The 21979-nt window shown below is 41.3% G+C and carries 18 protein-coding genes; 11 read left to right on the top strand and 7 right to left on the bottom strand.

What is annotated here, in order from left to right; all coding sequences use genetic code 11:
- The 3 genes from PP182_RS17500 to PP182_RS17490 form a co-directional block, all read right to left on the bottom strand.
- Positions 1 to 1491 (bottom strand): RagB/SusD family nutrient uptake outer membrane protein, encoded by a 1491-nt coding sequence (locus PP182_RS17500; protein ID WP_272652565.1) that lies wholly within the window; start codon positions 1489 to 1491, stop codon positions 1 to 3.
- An 11-nt stretch (positions 1492 to 1502) separates the two neighbouring features.
- A complete protein-coding gene (locus PP182_RS17495) occupies positions 1503 to 4535 on the bottom strand; it encodes a SusC/RagA family TonB-linked outer membrane protein (protein WP_272652564.1) in 3033 nt (1010 codons plus the stop codon).
- Positions 4536 to 4853: 318 nt separating this feature from the next.
- Entirely contained in the window at positions 4854 to 4976 is a 123-nt protein-coding gene (locus PP182_RS17490; protein WP_272652563.1) for a hypothetical protein, read from the bottom strand.
- Between the two features lie 350 nt (positions 4977 to 5326).
- Here PP182_RS17490 and PP182_RS17485 point away from each other — a divergent pair, with 350 nt between their 5' ends.
- Both PP182_RS17485 and PP182_RS17480 read left to right on the top strand, forming a co-directional pair.
- Entirely contained in the window at positions 5327 to 5560 is a 234-nt protein-coding gene (locus tag PP182_RS17485) for a helix-turn-helix domain-containing protein (RefSeq protein ID WP_272652562.1), read from the top strand.
- 295 nt (positions 5561 to 5855) lie between these two features.
- Entirely contained in the window at positions 5856 to 6584 is a 729-nt protein-coding gene (locus tag PP182_RS17480) for a toll/interleukin-1 receptor domain-containing protein (RefSeq protein WP_272652561.1), read from the top strand.
- Positions 6585 to 6644: 60 nt separating this feature from the next.
- Here PP182_RS17480 and PP182_RS17475 read toward each other — a convergent pair whose 3' ends face one another.
- Positions 6645 to 11447: a RecQ family ATP-dependent DNA helicase gene (locus PP182_RS17475; RefSeq protein ID WP_272652560.1), complete on the bottom strand. Its 4803-nt coding sequence runs from the start codon at positions 11445 to 11447 to the stop codon at positions 6645 to 6647.
- Between the two features lie 882 nt (positions 11448 to 12329).
- On the opposite strand from PP182_RS17475, the gene PP182_RS17470 reads away from it, so the two are divergent.
- Positions 12330 to 12722: a DUF1398 domain-containing protein gene (locus PP182_RS17470; RefSeq protein ID WP_272652559.1), complete on the top strand. Its 393-nt coding sequence runs from the start codon at positions 12330 to 12332 to the stop codon at positions 12720 to 12722.
- A 263-nt stretch (positions 12723 to 12985) separates the two neighbouring features.
- Here PP182_RS17470 and PP182_RS17465 read toward each other — a convergent pair whose 3' ends face one another.
- The 3 genes from PP182_RS17465 to PP182_RS17455 all read right to left on the bottom strand — a co-directional run bounded on the left by PP182_RS17465 (position 12986) and on the right by PP182_RS17455 (position 16750).
- Positions 12986 to 13288, bottom strand: coding sequence for a hypothetical protein (locus PP182_RS17465; protein ID WP_272652558.1), 303 nt, complete (start codon positions 13286 to 13288; stop codon positions 12986 to 12988).
- Positions 13289 to 13493: 205 nt separating this feature from the next.
- On the bottom strand, positions 13494 to 14342 hold the full coding sequence (locus PP182_RS17460; protein ID WP_272652557.1) for a DUF4249 domain-containing protein: 849 nt from the start codon (positions 14340 to 14342) through the stop codon (positions 13494 to 13496).
- A gap of 2 nt (positions 14343 to 14344) precedes the next feature.
- A complete protein-coding gene (locus PP182_RS17455; RefSeq protein WP_272652556.1) occupies positions 14345 to 16750 on the bottom strand; it encodes a TonB-dependent receptor in 2406 nt (801 codons plus the stop codon).
- 169 nt (positions 16751 to 16919) lie between these two features.
- Here PP182_RS17455 and PP182_RS17450 point away from each other — a divergent pair, with 169 nt between their 5' ends.
- From PP182_RS17450 to PP182_RS17415, 8 genes are all read left to right on the top strand, one after another.
- Positions 16920 to 17462, top strand: coding sequence for an RNA polymerase sigma factor (locus PP182_RS17450; protein WP_272652555.1), 543 nt, complete (start codon positions 16920 to 16922; stop codon positions 17460 to 17462).
- Positions 17462 to 18001: a hypothetical protein gene (locus PP182_RS17445; protein ID WP_272652554.1), complete on the top strand. Its 540-nt coding sequence runs from the start codon at positions 17462 to 17464 to the stop codon at positions 17999 to 18001. The genes PP182_RS17450 and PP182_RS17445 overlap by 1 nt, the downstream gene beginning before the upstream one ends.
- The gene (locus tag PP182_RS17440) at positions 17979 to 19067 is read left to right on the top strand and encodes a hypothetical protein (RefSeq protein ID WP_272652553.1); all 1089 of its coding nucleotides are present in this window, start codon (positions 17979 to 17981) and stop codon (positions 19065 to 19067) included. The genes PP182_RS17445 and PP182_RS17440 overlap by 23 nt, the downstream gene beginning before the upstream one ends.
- Positions 19068 to 19141: 74 nt before the next feature.
- Entirely contained in the window at positions 19142 to 19807 is a 666-nt protein-coding gene (locus tag PP182_RS17435) for a hypothetical protein (RefSeq protein WP_272652552.1), read from the top strand.
- Complete coding sequence (locus PP182_RS17430; RefSeq protein WP_272652551.1) at positions 19807 to 19950, top strand: hypothetical protein; 144 nt, start codon at positions 19807 to 19809, stop codon at positions 19948 to 19950. The genes PP182_RS17435 and PP182_RS17430 overlap by 1 nt, the downstream gene beginning before the upstream one ends.
- A gap of 21 nt (positions 19951 to 19971) precedes the next feature.
- Entirely contained in the window at positions 19972 to 20694 is a 723-nt protein-coding gene (locus PP182_RS17425) for a head GIN domain-containing protein (RefSeq protein WP_272652550.1), read from the top strand.
- A 311-nt stretch (positions 20695 to 21005) separates the two neighbouring features.
- On the top strand, positions 21006 to 21428 hold the full coding sequence (locus PP182_RS17420; RefSeq protein WP_272652549.1) for a helix-turn-helix domain-containing protein: 423 nt from the start codon (positions 21006 to 21008) through the stop codon (positions 21426 to 21428).
- 29 nt (positions 21429 to 21457) lie between these two features.
- Positions 21458 to 21853, top strand: coding sequence for a VOC family protein (locus PP182_RS17415; RefSeq protein ID WP_272652548.1), 396 nt, complete (start codon positions 21458 to 21460; stop codon positions 21851 to 21853).
- Positions 21854 to 21979: the final 126 nt, after the last annotated feature.

The following is a 21979-nucleotide window of genomic DNA, read 5'->3' as shown; positions in this document are numbered from 1 at the left end:
TTAGTAACCGGGGTTTTGGGAGAGGTTTGGGTTGGTTTGTATTTCCTGTTGGGGGATGGGGTATAGGACGTCCGTTTCCTGCCAATCCGGCTTTAAGGGCGACAAAACAGTATTCGCCCTTCCGGTTCTTTTCAAGTCCAGCCATCGATGTCCCCATTCCGCAAAGAGTTCTAAATGTCTTTCTTCCATAAGTAAATCGCTAAATTCTGGAATCTCGCTTGCCTGGATATTAGCAACCCCTGCACGGGTACGAATGGTGTTCAGGTCTGCTAGGGCATTTGGAAGATTTCCCAACATGGCCCTTGCTTCGGCACGTATCAGATATTGTTCCGCGAGGCGAAGTACCATCGAAAATTCGCTTCCCGTCCCACCGGCCCTTATTTTATATTTAAAGGGAAAGCCGTATGATTGGGTTCCATCCGTGATATGGCCGGTCCATTGCAACAACCGGGAATCGTTTGGTCCAAAATTCTGTAGAAAGCCATCCGCCAAGGTTACAGCGATTGGTGGTGTATTGGTCAAAATGAAATTGTATCCTTCCCAGGTATCCCGTGTCCCGTCTATGGATGCCAATTGCCAAATTGCCTCTTTACTGGTAGCCAGAAAAACATTGTCCAAATCACTTTCCAAGGTAAACACATCTGTGGCCCCTATAAGTTTAGAGGCCTCCTGTTCGGCCATACTCCATTGTTCTGTATATAAAAATGTCCGTGCCAATAGGGCACTAGCTGCAAAACGGGTAGGTCTTGTGCGCATTCCGGAATAAAAGGAGTAATCGCTGGGCAAGTATTTTTCAGCATCTTCCAAATCAGCAATAATCTGCTCGTAAATGTCCGCAACAGGGCTTCTGGAAATCGTACTGTTAATTAAATAATCCGTAGTGGTTACCAAAGGAATATCCCCAAAGAGATTAACGAGATAGAAATTGAAAAAAGCCCTTATAAATTTAGCCTCCCCTTCCAAGCGTTGTTTTGTATCCGCTGAAATCTCGGTAGCCTTAGCCAGGCCTTCAAGAATACTGTTCGCCGTATAAATATGGTTGTACCCTTGGTTCCATATAGACTGCTCCAGTGTATTGTTAGTGGCATTTAGAGCATTGGTGTAAAATTGGTTTTCATCGGCCAGAAAGGAGTAATTGGTAAAGGTGTCGGCCGATAATCCACTTAAATAGGTAACGCTTTGCCTACCACCACTGGCAAAAGCGGTTCCGCCCATAATTTGGCTATAGATGCCGACTACGGCAGATTCCGCTGTAGTTTCATCCTGAAAAACGGAGGTATCTGACAACAAATAAGTAGGCTCATCCACTGCTATCGATTCACAGGAAGCAAGAAAGGCCATAACGCTAATGACAAGAAGGAGCGTACAGGCAAGGATTTTCTTTTGTTGTAGGGGTTTTGAAGTAACTTTGGAACCTTGCCTATTTTTTCCTTGGGTTAAATTCAATGGTAAGTTTCTTACCATGGATATTAAGCTTTTGAAGTATTTCATAATCATATGTTTTAAAAATTTAACTGAAGTCCGAGGGTGTATTGCCTAAGATTAGGGATTTCATTCACCCCTGGATTTTCTGGATCAAGACCCTTATAGTTTGTGATGGTGACCAAATTTTGTCCTTGGAGATATAGTCGAAGCCCGATATTGGACTTGTCGGGAAGAGGCACGTCGTATGCAATGGAAACATTGCGTAGTCTAAGAAAGGAGGCATCGACCAGTGTATAATCGCTAACCAGTAGGTCATAATATTTAAAAGCGGCATCATTATAAGTGGAGGTGAACCGTTGAACATGGGCAACATCCTCTTCGTTTTGCCAACGGTTCAGGACACGGGTGGGTTGGTTGGACTGAAATCCTGGTGGATCAAATGAAAATTCTGCACTGGAACCTGTTTGTTTGACTCCCTGTATTAGGAATTCCAGACCTAGATTGCCCAACTGAAACGAGTTTTGTATGCCCCCAAAGAAATCCACCGATTGGTTGCCTAGAACTTGTACATCATCAGGAAAAGAGAGAAAGCCGTCCCCGTTCGCGTCTTCAAAGGAGTACACCCCCGTTGCCGAATCCACTCCCGTGTTCCTGTAACCATTAAATACACTTAAGGGCTCCCCTATAACGTAGGTATTTGCGTAAGGCGAGTCTTCCAAATCAGGATATTCCAACAACTTGTTCCGTAAAACGGAAAGGTTTATGGAGGTGTTCCATTGAAAAGTGTCGGAACTCACATTTTTGGTATTCAGTTGGAATTCCCATCCTGTATTTTCGACGGTTGCCGGTAAATTGGACTGTATGGTAGTGAAGCCCGTAGTCCCTGGGAGGGCAAGGCCAACCAACTGATTCCCGGATCTATTTTGAAAGAAATTGGAGCTGAACAATAGCCGGTCGTTAAAAAAGCCTAGGTCCAGGGCCACTTCCATTTTAATATTGGTCTCCCAACCAAAATTAGGATTGTACAACCGGGAAGGGATGAGTCCGGTTTGGTCCTGGTAGGGCTGAGCAACCGGACTCCAAAGGTTGAGGTATTGGTAGTCTCCTATTTGGTCGCTTCCTGTTGTACCATAACTGCCACGTAGCTTTCCAAAACTCAGCACGGAACCCTGCTCAAAAGGCTTTTCGTTGGAGAAGATCCAAGCGGCACCAAGGGCCCCGAAGTTTCCATATTGTTTGCCGGGACCAAATCTGGAAGACCCGTCCCGTCTACCGGTCAGGTTTATAAAATAGGTATCATCGTAGCTAAAGTTTAAGCGGGCAAAAATTGCCTGGTATTTGTATTTTGTTTCACTGTCCTTATAAACTTCAAGGGTAGTGGCCGCTTGCATATTTTCCAATAATGCATCGCTGTTAAAACCCTTGGCGTTGATTACAAAGAACTGATTTGTGGTTTTCTGTAGGGTGGCCCCAAGCAGGGTGTTCATCCCCAACTTTCCAAATTTTCTTTTATATTTCAATTGGGGTTCCCAAATCCATGTGCTAATGCTACTGGTATTTTGGTTGGCCGATCTTGGAATAAACGCCCTGTATGTCGGTCGTATGGAAGACAATGGGGTAAATTGGGATTCCTTGGTAAACAAGGTGTTGTACCCCATCCCTGAACTTAATTCCAGACCGGGTAGCAGCTCAAAGGCAAGATTGGCGTTGGTGATGAGGTTTCCCGTGTTGCTCTTGTATTTCTTTTCCAGTTCGGCCAAGGGATTGGTCCAGGTGTTGTCCGCCCAATTAAGGTTCCCGTCTTCATCGTAAAGCTCTGGAGCATTTGGTGCAAGCTTAAGCGCGGGAAATAGTAGTAGGCCGGACATCATATCCGAATGGTTGTGTACAAAGCTTGCAGAAGCGGATGCCGTAAACCTATTGTCGGTTGATTTATGGTTAAGGTTTATAAGACCATTGATTTTTTTGACACCAAAAGAGCCCGGCAATATGGTCGTTTCGTTACGGAAACCACCCCCTAACCGAAAGGTTGTCCGTTCATTGCCCCCAGAGGCGGATAATTGGACATTGTTCATATAGGCATTGCCTCCGAGGAGCTGGTCCTGCCAGTCCGTATGGCGGTTTCTGTCCCAGACGGTAAGGTCAGGTGCATTTGCCGGGGTCGGTGTTAGGTTATCGTTGGCAAAGGCCTCCTCCCGCATTTGTAGGTACTGCTCCGTATTCAGCAAATCCATTTTATGGGCTATGCGAGCAGTTCCCGTTTGCATATGCACGTTGAATTTAACGGTTCCGCTGCTTCCCTTTTTAGTGGTGATCAACACCACGCCGTTGGCTCCTCGGGAACCGTAAATGGCGGTGGCATCCGCATCCTTGAGTATTTCTATACTGGCAATGTCCAAAGGATTGATGTTGTTCAGTGGACTTGAAGTGACGGTTGCGGATGACACTCGGGAATCCTTAATGGAGGCGGACGGAAAAGGAACTCCGTCTACAACATACAAGGGAGCATTGCCATTGAGACGAAGGCTGTTGGTGCCCCGAATACGTATGTTAAAGTCCCCGCCGGGAAGTCCCGTGTTTTGCTGGATGTACACCCCAGTCATCCGCCCCTGTAGGGCTGCTAACGGATTGGATACAGGCTGTTTTTCAATGTCCGCGGCGGTCACCTTTTCAATGCTTCCTGTACGTTTCCGCTCAGAAACCGTATAGTAGCCCGCGTTTAGGGTGACTTCCTCTAATTGGGTGATATCCTCGAAAAGTTGTAGGTCTATGGTCCGTTGTTGGCCTACGGTAACCCGTTCCGTCTTAAAGCCTATAGCGGAAATGACAAGCACGTCCCCGGTTTGGGCGGGTAGGCGATAGGTACCGTTTAGGTCCGTTACCGTACCGGTATTGGAGTCTGCAATGCGGACGGTGGCCCCAAGAACAGGCTGATCGTTGGGATTGGTTATAGTACCCGTGACGGTGGTCTGCTGTACTCTGAAATGCTTTCTGGGTGTCCTGCGCTTTGGGGGAACTGCCTCCAAAATGGTATTGAGAAAAGGGGAGAGCACCAGTAGGACCGTAATTAAAGCGGTAAGACTAGGGTTGGATGTTGATTTTTTATTCATAATTTAGAATGTTTGGTTAGACAATACGATTAAAACAGGCCTTGCCTATCCCTTTCCGGGTGTGGGTATTGGAGAGCGACCCTTGGACGAAAGGGTGTAATTCCCGGAAAGGGAAACACCTTTTTTCCGTTACCTTTTGGCAAGGGTAGGGCTGTCCAACACCTGTGCAGGATTGGATATGTAAAGCGTACAAAGGGGGTGGCCGATGTTACGGACTAGGACCGGATGCCATGAATGTTAGGATAAAACCTTGGGTAATGGGTGTAATCGTTAACCGGAAAAGTGTATTCGTAGGCCCAAGGTTACGGCCGGTAAAAGTTAGACCGGATTTTTTGGTTTTTTCTTGAACAAACGGTCATAGGCGGTAAAGGCGATGCCATACTGGGAACGCACTGAACCGTTTACGGTATGCAAAGAGAATTTGTAAAAGCGGTCTGCCATAATACCTTAATTAAACGATACGATACAACGAAAAAAGGATATAAGGGCAAACGCTATGAAGAAGGTAAGTGGATTATACGCAAAAAAAGGCGCGAAACTCAACTTATCAACTAGCGGTACTGGTATACCGTGCAACGATAAGCGAGCCCACGCCCGGGTCGTGAGCCGTCTGCTTATTGTCCCGTTGCAAAAAATTACCAGTTTTCTAGTTGGGACTCCAAGCGAAAGCTTCAAATATGTTCTAAACGAAGAATCGCAAATTTATATAACAGCATGCAATATAGTAAAAAAATCTCAATTTCGGTCGAACGACCGAGATATTGTATTCCCCATCCTATTTCTTTGTCTTGATGTCAAACATTAATGTGGAAATATGTAGCTATATAACTAAGGAGTGGTTGCTTCCTTGGATTAATGAAGGAAAATCCCAGAGTTCTTTTGCTGCTAAACATAATATTGATGAAAGTACAGTAAGGAAAATAAAAGGTAGAAAAGAATATAGAATACCGGTAGAAACCTTACATAAAATTTGTGAAGCGAGAGACTTAAAGCTTAGTGCTTTTTTTAATATGGTTAGACTTTGAAGTTGAAAAGCTAAGGATAATATTCTTCCCTTAAAATCTCTGTTTTAATTTCCTTACAGATTCCCGTATCATCCTTTCTAGAAAATTCTTACATTTAACGTTATCTCCCCAAAATTTTATTGAACAATTAGATTAGTATGCTGTGGATTTAATTGCAAAAGTTATGGATAGCCAATTAAATAGGCATTATAAGCTTAATAAAGTTGGGTATATAGACTAGTTATGTGTAATTCCGAAAAAACATAAGAACTCAAAACATAACCAGCAAATAAATTAATAATCATAATATAAGAATATGGCAAGATGTACAGCACCGATTAGAGGTCACAAATCAGCAAGTGCGGCAGCGAATTGTCCAGTTTGTAGATATAAATCTCGAGGTTATTCGAGGTCATATTCCTACTATGAACCGACATATACACCTAATTTTTCTGGAAGTTCATCCAGAGGTACATCTGGAAGAAGCAGTAATTACAATGTAAATAAGGGAAGGACTAAAAAACCAAGTTGGTCAAATTCTGGTTCTTCAATATATTATACACCTACCGAAATCAAAACTCTTACACCTGCAAGAAAAATTGTAGAGGAAAGATCTAAAAAACCTGATTTACGGGACATATTTCTTTGCCATGCTTGGGACGACAGAAAAAATAGTACGAAAGATTTATATGATTTACTTATCTCTAAAAGTGTTTCAGTTTGGTTCAGCGAAAAAGATGTACCGTTAGGAACTTCCCTTTTGCGCGAAATTGATAAAGGACTTGCGAAATCTAAAATAGGCATCGTATTAGTAACACCTAAATTTTTAGAAAGAATAGAAAATGCAGGAATTGCGGATAAAGAACTTTCCGCTTTGCTTGCGACAGACCAGCTCGTTCCAATAGTTCACGGTACGACTTACGAAGAGCTGAGAGATGTTAGTCCTTTATTAGCTTCAAGAAGTGGTTTAGATAGTTCAGAAGAAACTTTAGAACTTATTTCCGGTAAACTTGCAGAATTAGTATCGGTAGAATTAGTAAGTTAGGTAAAAAGTACCGGGTACAAAAACGTATCCTATGAAAAGCCCTAGTCCAGTTCTCCAAAGTTAGTTTTTCGCAAATTTCAACCTAGGTAAAACGATTTTATACTCTTTTTCATCATTCTTGTTGTACCAATAAACAATATATTCTGCTGTGCCACTGGTTATAGCATAGCCCTTTTTGATCATTGGGTTATAGTGTTCTGCAACAAACTTCTTTGAGAACAATAACAAATTGCCTTGCGATTTCTTAGCCAGACCAGGAGCTTCAGTGTTACCGAAAGTCTTACCACCCTTTTCGAGTAGATCGCCTGTTTTAATCGTCTTCAAAATTGATAACGGGATTGGATAGTTAAAAGAACTTAAACGTACATCTTTATGGCCCAAAACCATCTCATAGCTCAACGGTTCACTCAATTCTCCGGTGAACCCATTTCTGGTAATGTTTTTTGATTCAACATTATCATAAAAGTTAATATTGGTATGGATATGCAAGGTCTTCTTGGCCCTTGTACTAGCCACATATAACAACCTTCTGGAGTCATCAGTGCTATAATCATAATCGACCACCAACATGAGTACATGGTCGTATTCCTTTCCCTTGGCCTTGTGCATCGTTGATACGACGATACTTTCGGAATCAGGGTGTATGGCATCCTCCATATTTATTTCCCTACAGAATTCCCTCCAATCCACCAATAACTTTTTGTCGGGATTTATAAAGTCAAATTTCTTGATCAAGGCCATACAAGTTTCAAAGTGCAAACTTTGCTTGAAAACATTCCTAAACCAATCCAATGCCAAATCCCATGTTGCCTCAAATAGCATCCCTGATTCCCCAACCTCACTGCTCAATTTTTGATCAAAGCACCTAATTTCAAACAGATCGGAAATCCGAAACCCCTCAAAACCTGCCATTAATTTTACCTTGTACCCAAGCCCCTTTAGCATGGAGCTCACTTGCAAGGCTTCAATATTTGTTCTGGTTAAAACGGCTTTGTTTCCATGTAGCTGCGAATCAGCCAAATATTCAACCAAAGGTTTCTCTAAGTATTTCCCACTGTATTTAATAATGTTGATATGCCCTTCACCCTTATTTCGGCCGGGAATTAGCCGTTGGTTTTTTAATCTATTTCTAAGATAGGCCAGAACGTGATTGTTAAACTCTACAATGGCTGGATAACTTCGGTAATTTTTGGGAAGTGTGTATAAGGTTGCGCCATAGGCACTTCTAAACTTACCCATAAATGCATTGGAAGAACCCCTAAAACTATAGATATTCTGGTCATCATCCCCAACGGCGATGACCCGTGGTTTTTCTGCCTTTTCGATTATCAATTCTATTAATTCCCACTCTTCTTTATTTATATCTTGAAACTCATCAAACATCAGGATACTCTTGTTCTCAAGGGATGAAATATCAATTTCCCCTTCCTTGATAGCTTGAATACAATCCTGAATTACATTTTGAGACTTGTCAAGGTCTCCCAATTGACCCAACAATTGAAAACAGAAACCATGGAAAGTGGTAATTTTGATAAGCCCTGAATATTCAGGTACGAGGCTTCTAACTCGCTGTGCAAATTCCAATGAAGCGGCCTTGGAAAAGGTTAGCATCATAAATTGTTCCGGCTTTATATCTTCAATCAGCAACAAACTTGCTATTTTATGAACTAAAACCTTGGTCTTACCGCTGCCCGGACCGGCATAAACCAATATATTATCCGATTTGTTGTCCTCAATGACCTTGGTCTGGTCGGTATCCAAATCTTGAATGATTTCCATAAAGCGTTTTGGGGTTATCGACCGCTGTATTTCTTTTTTCTTTCTGGGAAAATACTGGGCCAAAAACTCCTCGTAATCCAATGTGAAATAATCATTGACATAGGCTAAAGCCGATTCATAGTTTTGAACACATTTCTTGGCATATTCCCCGACAATATGGATTTGTTCTGTTCTATGTAGGTAAAATTCTTTGATTTTGCTGTAGTTATCCGTAGTGAACACTCTTCTGTCCGTATCCACTTCCGATATATTCAGTTTGTTGTACGAAACCATAAACCCTCCCTCCAGGGATATAGCTTTTATATCATTTAAGAACAACAGACAGATTTCGTATTTTTTGGTATTTTCTTCTACCAGACTCCCCATAAACTGGTTGGATTCTTTTAACTCAAGTAGGGAGAACGAAACAGGCACTTCTTCCTTTCCTCCTGTATGTTCCTTGTTATGGATGGCAAGATCTTCAAGAAACCTGAAAGTGAACAACGATAGATCGTGACGCCATTGAATATCTTCAATGAGATTTTCCCGATTAATAAATGCTATTTCATATATATCCCTTTCCCTGTCTGTTCTGCTCTTCTTGATAAATCGCCTTTTATCCCAATACGTTAGCAAGGTTTTGATAAATGCAACATTGGACTCCACAACCCCACTATCCAATAACTTTTGGTTTAATTCCCGTAATGGAATTTGTATTCTATTGGAGGTAATCATTTCAAGTATGCCCTTTTCTACTTTTAAATAGTCCTCCAGTATTCTTTTTGAACCATTCTTAGATTGAACCAAACTCAAAAATGCGGTTAAATCTTTAGCATCCCCCAATATCACATGGTCCCTAAGCATACGGATAACATCTTGTATTCTTTTCGCACTCAACTGGGTAGTATCTGCAAGATAATCTACCCTAGTCTCGCCATCAGTGATTATCCGTTTCAAAACAATGCCACAGTCTTTCTTATCTTGATCTGTTATTTTTTTACTTTTTCTAAGAATCTCCTGCCCATTACCAAAATTTTTAACCAATAAACTATCTGCGAATACTCGAGGTGAATTTAAAGATCTCACCAAAAACCCTTGATCCTCCAAAGCAGAGATAGCTGTTTTTACCTTCGTTTCCAAGTCCAACATTTCTGCGTCCCAACCGGATTTTTTGGCAATCTCCAAAGCGGATTGACTGATCTTAACCCTAAACTTCGCCTGACCTTTGATAGCTCTCCAAATATCCTTAATCTCCTTGTGGTTCAGTTTGGTCTGCTGTAACAGACTGAAATGTTTGTTCAAATCCTCCTCACTGTATAAAATGTAGCACTTGGCATGAATTTTTTCATCCCTTCCGGCCCGCCCTGCTTCCTGCACATAATTTTCTAGTGAATCTGAAATATTGTAATGAACGACAGTCTTCACATTGTCCTTGTCAACACCCATTCCAAAAGCAGAAGTAGCCACAATGATGTCGTTCTCCTCCTGCATAAAGGCATTCATGTTTGTCTTTTTGGTATCCTTGTCCAATTTCCCATGAAAAAAAGTGGCATTAAAACCAGCCTCATTCACCAAAGCGCAGACATTTTCCACTTGTTTAGTTCTGGAGGCATAGACAATTGCTGGCTTTTCACAATCTTCAAGTACACGCAATAAATAACTCATTTTGCGCTCAGGGTCTTCAACATTGATTACTTCATAGGATAGGTTGGTTCTTCCTTTATTCGTAATAAACTCGTCCAACTCCAAACCTAGGTGGTCCTCAAAATAAAATTTTATGTCCTTAATTACCTGAAGCTTTGCCGTGGCCGTAAAACATGACACCGGTATCTGTGTTACATTTTTCTCGGATTCTATTTTTTTTATAAAATCGGCTATAAACATATAATCGACCCTAAAGTCTTGCCCCCAACTAGAAAAGCAGTGTGCTTCATCAATAACTATTCGACCCACAGAACGCGTTAATATCAATCTAAAAATTGATGGAGACCGTAACGATTCTGGAGACAGATAAAGTAAATCTGCCCTTCCATCCGAAACCCTTTCAAATGCTTCCTGACGTTCAAGAGGCGACAGTAACCCATTAATTGCAACTGCCTTGGTTATCCCAAAACGTGCCGTCAGATTATCAACCTGATCTTTCATAAGGGATATCAAGGGAGAAATAACCACGGTCAAATGTCTTGTGGAAGCACCTCGCATTAAGGCTGGCAATTGAAAGGTCAGTGACTTCCCTCCACCTGTAGGAAATACAGCCACAAAAGATTTTTTTTGCAAACCTGCCCTAATAGCTTCTTCTTGTAAACTGGTGGCTCTGTGTTCTTCGAATTTTTTGAAACCGCTATAATTGAAATATTCGTACAGGGCTTTTTTGGGATCCAACTTGTTCGAGCAATAAGGGCATCCCGAAGTATGGCAAGATTCAAAACGGATATCATTGAGTATTTTTTCAGCTTCTGGATATTCTTGTCTAACCCATGGAGGCAATACAGCATCGTTATCTCCTAATTTTAATAAGGTAAACACATAAGCAAGACCAATAGGAAACCGCTCCGAATAATAATCCCAATCTACATCTGAGCATATCTCTTCTCCAAGTAGCTGACCAATGTGTGTTTTAACCAGTTTCGAACCATTAAAGCCAGCCATTTCAAAAAAGCCGCTAAAGCTAGGATTACTTTTGAGCAGTTCATAATACACACTTTGTTCCTCTATACTTAATTCTATAAACCTGTTCAACTCTTTGGTCAAGTAGTCTTCCGTTAATTTACAGTCTGAAAGTGGGTTATTGACTTCTGATGCATTGACAATACGGTAGCCTTTGGTAAGCTTATGGTTTGGCCTTTTAACAAATAGAATGGGGGACCATAATAAGGTGTCGATAAATTTCTTTCCTATGAAAACTTCTTCGCCTAACGTACTTTTTAGCTTTGGAATGTCATGGTTGATAATGTTATGACCACAAATGAATTTAGCTTCCTTAATCCATTGCTCCAGTCTATTGCTATTTCTTTCATGCAATTCCAGCCCCTTAAAAGTTGCTCCATAATCTATTGTATTGGTTTTGGGATTGACTTCAATGTCTAAAAACAGAATGTTTTGCATATTATAGGATCGTTTCACCTAGTCCACTCTAACATACCTGATCAATTTTCGCAAAAACTATTTGGATCAATATGTCTACAAACGGATTTGAACTGCCCAAGTTCAAAGTTAGGTCATAGTTTCAATCATGGAATTTAGTGGTTTCCCCTACTTTTGAGCATCGTTTTTCCTTCGTCAATTTACGGTTTTTAGATATCTTTTAACAATATGGATAGTGTGCTGGAAAAGTAAGTGGGGAGGTACATCGCTATCATTGGGTAAATTGAGTATTGCTAAACCACCAATAAACCATTGAAAAGTACTATGCCAATCAATAAATGCTATGGTTATACACATCCACTGTACAGGCTTCTATTTATTTATCGCTACGATTTAGTTCCGTTGTTGCTAGTGTAGTATCCCATTAAAGAAGTTACGTGGACCTATATTAATTAAATTGGGGTATATGTCTCATTGAACACCACAGTCGGAATATTCTTAACGTTTATAAATTTTTCTATAAAAACACCTATCAGTGAAATAACTCATAAATCATTCTGTCAGTGGGTATGCTTAATTTATGGAAAGCCAGATTGAAATGAGTAGGTTTATTGATTCCTAATGTTTTAAATTAAATCAATTCTTCACTAACACCAGTAAATCTAGCACCATACAATAAAATAGAAAAAAGATCTGGTTTTGTAGCCTTTCCCAAAAATGTAGCCCTCCCAATTATTCTGTGATAATCGTCATTTTAGAGTACTTTTTTAGCTTTGCTTCATTATCAGGAAGATTTCTCAAATTGTTTATCCATAAATTCACGTAATTTAAAACCTAGATGATAATTGTGTTTAGCTTGACATCAGAACACTCAATTGAAGAACAAACCAAAAGATAATATATATGTTTACAGTAGAACAAATCGAACGTGCGCACGGAAAAGTCAAGTCAGGAGCTGACTTTCCGAAATATATTCAAGAAATTAAGGAAATGGGAGTTGCCGAATTTGAGACCTGGGTATTTGACAGTCATACCATATATTTTGGAAAAGGTGGCTTTCAAACGAAATCCGAACCGAAATATGAAGAACTGACCATTTCGGATACTTCTGATAAAGCCAAATTTGAAACGTATTTGAAGATTCACCAAAAAGGTGAAACAGATTATTTTACCTTTTGTACGCATTGTGCGGAAACAGGAATTGAAAAGTGGGTTGCAAATCTAGATAGGATGACTTGTATATACTACGACAAAGAAGGAAATGATATTTTAACTGAAGTTGTACCTTCAAAATAAAAACAATAGATCCTCAACAATAGCTCCTATGAAAAACCCTAGTCCAGTTCTTCAAAGTCGATTGATATTTTCTTTTGATATAACTTGCTGGGTATCCGATATGTGATATACTTTATTTTGGATTTACCAGTACCCTTGGAATTATAGCTTATAATAGGGCCTGTCACTAGATAGAAATATGTGATTACTTTTAAAGTGCCACCCTTGCTGTTTTGTAGTACGGGCTTATCTACTGTTTTATGAACTTGGTTAATGTTCTTTTTTTATTCGATTAGCCCTATCCTGTAGGGTATCCCGTCTTGATCATGGCCAATGTCCATTTCAATAGTTTTCGGGCCACCTTGACGATTATGGATTTCACGTTCTTGCCCTAGTGGTTTTAATAAAGGACTGCCCCACTTGGTTGATGCTCTTCTGGCCGCTGTTGCCATGATTATTCTTGGTAAGGGGTAAAGAAAACACAAGTCGTCAACACCCTTAAAACGCTTATAGAAATTCGTATAGGGTACGCGATCTCTTAAATTGAACCTATTGAACAACTTCTCCTGATTTTCCTTTTTTTCCATGCCTACCTAAAGTTACGATCTTTCCCCGAATCGGCAATAATCAACAATGGCTTTCTTCGCTAACTTGTGCAGCATGTACAAAACCTAAACAAAATGCGTATATGGCCTGGATAAAAAAAACGAAACCGAATATGAAAAATTCTTTGTGGTATGGTAGTAAAAAATGCCAGGCCCTAGAAACCCGGCATTTCCAGCATCAACCCAATTAATCTTCCGTAAAAGTATAGGTAGCATGGTTAACCTCCGTCAATCGAAAATAACCATAGGCATAGTCCTCTGGGTTGGTTTCATTGACACAATTACCACGTACAGGTACGGGAGTTGAAGAAAACAAACCTGCCCCATCCATTTGATCAATAAGAATCTTAATGTAATCGTAGTAACCCCTGGATATACCATACATTTCAATGGATACAACATCTCCCGGCTGAAAGGGTTCCAATCCGTCCACTTCATCCTCTTCAATTTCAAACCACCAATCTATTTCGTTACCGTTTACAAATTCATCCTCGGCATTTTCAAAAAGGGGTAAGAGGTCACCCTGTTTTTGAAACCTTAAAAGGTAGTTGTTCCCTTCTACCTCCGGATCGGTGAAGACCACATGTACCTCCAAATCGGTATCACTAAAACCATCGTCACGTGTCTGGAAAATATCCGTGATTTCCGCCACAGAGGTCATGGTTTCTGTGGCCGAATAAACCTGCCCACCATTTTCAATCCGCAAGGCATAGGAATTACCGATAATGGGCTGAAAATTGGTGGCAACGTAATTACCGTTATTCTGATCTTCAAAAGTGAAGGAATCGCCTGTATTTGTATTGGTTACAGTAACTAGCGCACCTTGGACCTCTTCAACGGAATTGGTCGTAAAATAGGCGGAAGACTTTGTCAAACGAATGGTTTGTTTTTGTCCGGAAGTTCCTTTCTCCCAATCCAAAGAAGCTTCCACGACCAATCGTTCGGGACCGCTCTGTAACTCGACGTCTATTACATCTTGGCATGACACCAATAAGAATAGTATTAGTGGTATATATAGTTTTATCAATGTTTTCATGATCAAAATTTAAAATTGTACGTAATTGAGGGTAAAATGCCAAAAATGGCGGTTCGGGTAGCTTCATTGGCCCCGGTTTCAAAGTTTTGGGCAAAGGATATGGAAGCCGCATTCTTTCGGTGATATAGATTGTACACACTCAGGACCCACTCCCCCTTAAAGCGTTTGGTTTCATATTTTTTTGGTCTGTAGGTCAGGGATGCATCCATACGATGGTACGCAGGTAATCGGTCGGAATTTCTTGCCGAGTAGCTGGCAATGGACATCCCCTCATATTCGTATTGACCATTGGGATAGGTCACCGGTCTTCCCGTTTGAAAGACCATATTGCCTCCTACACTCCATTGATCGTTGAACGCATAGGTCCCGGTAACAGAAATATCGTGTGTGCGGTCAAAAAAAGTATTGTACCAATCCCCATTGTTTATACCCGGCCCACCGGCGGAACCTCCAAGTGTTCTTTGTTCCGATTTGGAAAGTGTATAGGTAATCCAACCTGTCAATTTTCCTTCGTTCTTACGCAACAGCAATTCCAAACCGTAGGCCCGCATTTCACCATTTAGTATTTCGGTCTCAATGGTGTTTTGTCCGATAAGCTCGGACCCATCGATGTAATCGATCCTATTATCCACGGTCTTGTAATAACCCTCCACTTCCAAGGAGTACTTTTTGTCCTTGAAATCCTGAAAATAGCCCAGGGCATATTGATTGGATAATTGTGGTTTGATAAAAGGTCCGCTTGGCGTCCAAACATCCAACGGGGTCACGGAAGAGGTATTGGACAATAAATGGATATACTGCGCGGCACGGGAAAACCCGGCCTTTAGAGATGCATTTTCATTAAGTAAATAGGCCAAGGAAACCCTAGGTTCCAAATTGTTGAAACTTTTAATGGACTCACTATTTGAATATTGGGTCTCCCCCATGACCCTTCCCCGCTCATAGATTCCCAAACGGGAGTTGTACACCACGGGTAGGCCGTTTTCATAATTGGATATAGGTTGGCCTCCCAATCGGCTAAAGGCACTGTATCGCAGACCATATTGGGCCGTAAGCCTATCGGTCAATTTATGTTCGGCGTTTATGTACAGGCCACTTTCAAAGGCCCTTTTTTGATCTAAGGACAGTGGGTTAATTGAAGAGGTTTCCGAAGTTGGTTGGATCTGTCCGGGGTCAAACTCATAAAAGAGACCGCTTGCCCCAAAATCAAGGGTAAAGACATCGTTCAAATAATATTTAAAATCATATTTGAGGTTATAGTTATTGATGGACGAAATCCATTCAAACTTTTCAAAATCGAGATTCAGGTCATAATCGTACCGACTTACTATGGCGGATAAATTAGAGAAGAGCCGGTCATTAAAAATATGGTTCCATCGTAGATTGCCTGATGCATTCCCATAACTGCTGGTAAAAGTTTGTCCCAGCTCAAAACCGTCCCGACCAAAATACCCGCTTAAAAAGAGTCGGTTATTGGCATTGATGCTATAATTGGTCTTTAGGTTAAGGTCGTAGAACATGGCACTATTCTCCTCCCCTGCGGCTTTTAAAAATAGATCGATATACGACCGCCTGCCCGCGACCAAAAAAGAACCCTTGTTGCCAAACATGGGGCCTTCTGCGGTGAGCCTACTGGAAATGGCCCCTATGCCGCCCGTAAGGGCAAATTTCTTGCTGTTGCCATCTTTTTGGCGAATATCCAACACGGAGGAAACCCTGCCCCCAAATCGTGCGGGAATGCCTCCTTTGTACAGTTTTAAATCTTTTATGGCATCGGCATTGAACACGGAAAAGAAACCGAACATATGTGAGGTATTGTAGATAATGGCCTCGTCCAACAAGACCAGATTCTGGTCCTGGGCCCCGCCACGCACATGGAAGCCTCCTGAGCCTTCGCCATTATTGGTGACCCCAGGCAACATCTGTAAGGACTTAAGTACATCCACCTCGCCGAGGACCACGGGAATTTGTTTCACCGTGCCCACGTTCATTTTAAGAACGCTCATTTCCGGTTTTCTAAGGAGGACCTTTTCGGGTTCCTCGGCAATAACATCCACTTCGTTTAGTTCGGTGGCAAACTCGGAAATTTCGATATCCTGTTTAAGGTCTTGATCCAAATGGATATTCTGATTGATATCGGTATAGCCCATGTAGGAAATATGGAGTACATAGTCGCCCTCGGGAGCCGTAATGGAATAAAATCCATATTCATTCGTAATGCCGCCTATGCTGGTGCCCGATAAAAACACCGAAGCCCCAAAAAGGGTTTCACCGTTGGCATGATCTGTAATGGTACCGCTTATGGTATGGGAAGTCTGCCCAATGGTTAGGAAGGAACCCATGAGGAGTATCCAGAACACCCCTATTTTCCTTCGGACGGGCGAGATTCCATTTAATTGTCTGTTCATTTTTTGATTTTGTTTTTGAGGGTTGAACTAATTTTTATAATACCAAGGGACAGGTTAAAAATGACAGGGTTGCACCCTTTGCGCTTTTTTTACTTTTTTTTGTCCCAAGTGCAACCCTTTCTTTTTTCCTTTGTCTTTTAGTGTAACCTTAAGGCATCAACCTAATTACGTGGAAACCGATATTCGATTTACACATCAATCCCTAGTGGAACGTTCCAAAGCGGGGCATAGCAGTTCACAATACGAACTCTATAGCCTTTACGTGGATGCCATGTATAATGTGGGACTTCGGTTTTTGGGTAACAAGGAAGATGCCGAGGATATTGTGCAGGACAGTTTTGTGGATGCCTTTAAAAATTTGGAACGGTTTAAATACGAAAGCAGTTTTGGGGCCTGGTTGAAGCGGATCGTGATCAACAAAAGCATCAATCATCTAAAAGCAAAGCGAATTGACCTAGTACCGATGGAACAACACGCCTTTCACTTATCACAGGAAGAAGAAACGATGGGGAACGAAGCGGTGGATATTAAAAAGGTAAAACAGGGCATTGCACAATTGCCCGACGGATATAAGCAAATCATCAACCTGTATCTGGTTGAAGGATATGACCACGTGGAGATTTCGGAAATACTGGACATTACCACCAGTACCTCAAAATCACAATACCACAGGGCCAAAAGGAAATTATTGGAAATCGTAAAGGAATTGTAATGGACAATTTTGAAAAACATATTAGGGAAAATGCCGGTGAGTTCAATGAGCACACTGCGGACAAGGCCAAGCTATGGGCCCACATATCGGCAGAACTGGAAAAAGACACCCCAAAGGTCATTCCCCTTTGGAAACGCCCGATGTTCCGTGTTGCGGCAAGTGTGACATTGCTAATAGGATTGGCCACAATTTTTGGCTTGGCATATTTCAACACGAATACGGCGCAGGAACACTATGTGTCCAAGGAATTGCTTGAAATAGATATGCACTATCAGGATTTGGTTGCCTACCAAGTGGAATTGGTCCGTAAAAACCAATATCTAAGTGATGCCGATAAATCGGAATTTTTATCCTTTATGGACGAACTGGACGCAGAATATGAAGTACTGCGCAAGGAAATGCACAACAACCTGGACAACGAGCAAGTGCTGGCGGCCATCGTGGCCAACTATAAAACACGTATTGAGCTCATTGAGAACTTATTACATCAGATTAACGAATCTAAAAAAACGAACCATGAATACGGATACACATTATAAAAGCTTCCTTTGGACGGCCCTAATGCTGCTCACAATGGTGGGCACGGCACAAGAGAGGGTATCCAAGACCATTGAAAAAAGTTTTTCGTTATCGGAGAACGGCGAACTCCAATTGGAGAATAAATACGGTAATATTACCTTGACCGGTTGGGACCAGAACAAGGTAAAAGTGGTCATGGACGTAAAGGTGAACCACAGAAAGCGGGAAGACGCGAAAGAATTGTTAGACCGTATTCGCCCCGAAATAAAATCCAACAGTAGTTTTATTTCCGTGGTTTCCGTCATCGCCAACCGAAATTCTGGCTGGTTCGCAGATTTCTTTAACAAGGCCAATCCCATTGATATGGACCGGAGCCGGGTGCAAATAGATTATGAAGTGTTTTTGCCCCAAAAAGCCAAACTGGATATCACCAATAGGTTCGGGGATATTTTTATCGAGGATTGGACCGGGCCGCTCCATGTGGTTTTGGAGCACGGGGACTTATGGTTGAACGATGGCCTGAACAAGGCGGATATTAAACTGACCTTTGGAAAGATTAGGGCCAAAGACCTGGACTATGCCACTATTATGTTGGAGAATGGGCAATTGACGATGGACGAGGCCAAAAATTTACGCCTAACCACGGAAGGTAGTGAGATAAAGATAGGTAAGGCCAATGCTTTGGAATTGGACTCGAATAAGGACGAGATTGCCATCAACGAGGTCGGTTCCGTTTTTGGGAGTCTAAAATTTTCCACCTTTAAGTTGCAAAAATTAATGGACGATGTGGGGCTCGACTTAAAAATTACCGATTTTGTGATCTACGGTATCGGGCAACCCGATGCCCAAATTATCATTGAACAGGAATCTTCGGACATTACCCTGAATGTCGGGGAGTTTTCACATCGGTTCGATGCGACCCTAGAACAGGGCGTGGTAAGGCTTCCCAAAAATTTTGAAAACGTACGATCTGATATGCTCGATAATGGAAAAAAACTAAGAAAAATCGAAGCTACCTACGGTGACTCCAAAACCGGACACATTTCCATTAGCGGTAGTAAGGGAATTGTAACAATTAACGATTAAAAAAGTCTTGTCCATGCAACCCTTAAAAAAATGGACTGTCTTTGAGTATACATCATTCAATCAATCCTAATACAATGAACAATCAAAAAACAACAGCACTCCTACTTTTTCTTCTATTCGGCATCCTTGGTTTTTCCCAAGACCATGAAGAGAATTACATCACCTTTAACGATCGAAAAAATGTGGTACACGGTGTATATCTGGGCCTTTCCACCTATTTTGGCGAAATTGACGACAAAGACACCTACATTGGCGGACTAAAAGTCGCCTACGTTGCCAACAGACAGTTCGAGGTGGGTTTTATGGCCAATGTCCTTTACTCGGAACAGGATGTTTTCAACCCTAGAAACCGTAGCAACGATGATATCGTTGCCATCTATGGAGGCCTACATCTGGAGCCCATTCTTTTTGGGAAATCCAAGGTAAGCCTATCCTTCCCGGTGCTTATCGGAGGGGGTGGCGTGGGCTATGTCAATCATGACGCCATTGTCCAAGAAGAGGACGTGGATTTGACCGAGGACGATATAGATGCCGTTTTTATTCTGGAACCGGGGATGAACGTCCTTTTTAATATTTCCAGGTATGTGCAGTTAGAAGCCGGGGTACGGTATAGATTCTCCAGTGAAATTGAATTGGCGGACAGTCCTTTGGATAGGATCAACGGTTTCTCCGGGGGTATCGGGGTAAAACTAGGCGTTTTCAACATGGGGCGCAACCGGTATAAGAAAAAATTGGACTAATGGAAACGGAATATCTGTCAATGCTCGAAACCATTGCCACGGTTAGGGTGTTTACCCAGAACAACCAGGTCTACACGTTGAACAAAGATGAGGAATGGTCACCCGTAGCGTTCCGTTGGTTGCCCGTAGGATCACTTAGTTAATCATCATCAATCATAAACACAATGAAAACAAAAATTATCATGGCCCTTTGTATGGCCGCAACAATCCTTTTTAGCTCCTGTGATCATCAGGTCTTTACCGCATTGGACGAAGTAACCACCGTGGAGTATGGCTTCTCCGATTACCAAAAGCTGGAAATAGCCGGTGATTTTGAGGTGTACGTTCGCTTTTCTGAAACTGAGGAAAGCATAGCGATAACGGCCAACGACAACCTACATAGAAAAATTGACGTGTTAAAGAGCGGCAACACCTTAAAGATTGGTCTGGAGAACAAGGTTATCGTACGGGGAAATCCTACCCTAAGAGCGTATATTACCACAAGGAACATTACGGATTTTGAAGTGTACGGAGACTCCTCTGTGAATGTTGAAGATCTTATCCTAGCCGATAACGCTTCCGTTACCGTTCATGGGGATAGCCATTTTACTGGAGAAATGGATGTTGACCGGCTGCGGGTGGACCTTCGCGGCGATTCCACGGCGGATCTGTTTGGGTATGCCGAAAATGTCAATGCCCGTTTAAGCGGTGATAGTACCTTAAGGGACTATGACCTGCAGGTGGTTGACCTTGTCATTGACCTTACTGGGGATAGCCAAGCTTCCCTCTACATAAATGGAACAATTGATATGGAAGCGAGTGGCGACAGTGTCCTAAACTATCAAGGCAATGCCACTGTTGTACATCAACACCTTACTGGGGATTCCAAGGTACGGCAACGTAACTAGCCGGAATACCTTTTTAATAGCTGTATAAAATAACTCTCCAGGGCCAACCGGATTGGGGAGTTGTTTCTATCGGGGAAGCCCATCCTCTCACCTCATAGAACAAAATGCCTTCATGCTTTGGTGCAAAAGAGGTACACATACTTTTAAAAAATGTTTTTGGTTTTATAGTAGCCTTTTTTGATAGAAAGGTTGATAACATATTATAGCCTAGTGTTATGCCGTATTTGTTCAATTTTTGAAAAGAAGTATCTTGTTATGCATATAAGAAGATAAATAGATCATTAATGATCTATATTCCTACGTTGGCAGTAATGAAGGAAAACGAAATAATGACATTTTACGAAAGAGAATTAAATAGAATTAACAGCATTATTTACTCGAACAAAGAGCAAATAGAAACTGTAATTGGCGTTCGAAACTATATTGACAACAACTATGACACTGATTTGAATTTGGATTTATTATCTCGTTTACGTTTTATTTCCAAGTACCACTTATTACGCTTATTTATAAAGCATTATGGTCTAACACCAAGACAATACTTAATAAACAATAGGATTGAAAAATCTAAAGAACAGCTGAAAAATGGAATGTCGGTAACTGAAACCTGTTTTGCTGTTGGATTTGAAAGCTTAGGTTCATTAAGTACTTTGTTTAAAACTAAAACGGGGAAATCACCAAGTGAATTTCAAAAAGAGCAACTTTCGAGAAGCAAATTAGATTCAGAGTTCTGAACTTTGGAAAATTAATAAATAAATCAAAAATGAAAGTAACACTAATTAGCATTCCAGTTCGAGATCAAGAAAAAGCTTTAAAATTTTATACAGAAAAATTGGGCTTCCTAAAAAAGAAGGACTTACCATTAGGAGGTGGAAATAGATGGCTAACCTTGGTTTCTTCAGAATGGCAGGATGGACCAGAATTATTATTGGAACCAGGACCAAATCATTTTGAGCCGTGTAAAATCTATCAAGACGCACTGATGGAAGCAGGAATGCCATACACTCAATTTGACGTTAAAAGTGTTGATGAAGAATATGAAAGATTGACAAAATTTGGAGTAAAATTCAGTATGAAACCAACTGAAATGGGAACTGTAAAAGTTGCAGTTTTTAATGATACTTGTGGAAATAATATTCAACTTGTGGAGGAATTGTAAAAACACTACTGCCAACATTGGTAACCGTTGCACAAGCCATTAATATTCAAAAAAGCATGTCCTTTTAAGCCGCTCTAAGCGGCTTTTTCTTTTATCAATCAAAAGTCAATGACAAATTTCGGCTTG

Origin of the sequence: Maribacter sp. PR1, from assembly GCF_028464145.1 — a bacterium.
Taxonomy (GTDB): domain Bacteria; phylum Bacteroidota; class Bacteroidia; order Flavobacteriales; family Flavobacteriaceae; genus Maribacter.
This window is presented reverse-complemented; position numbering and strand designations above follow the sequence as displayed.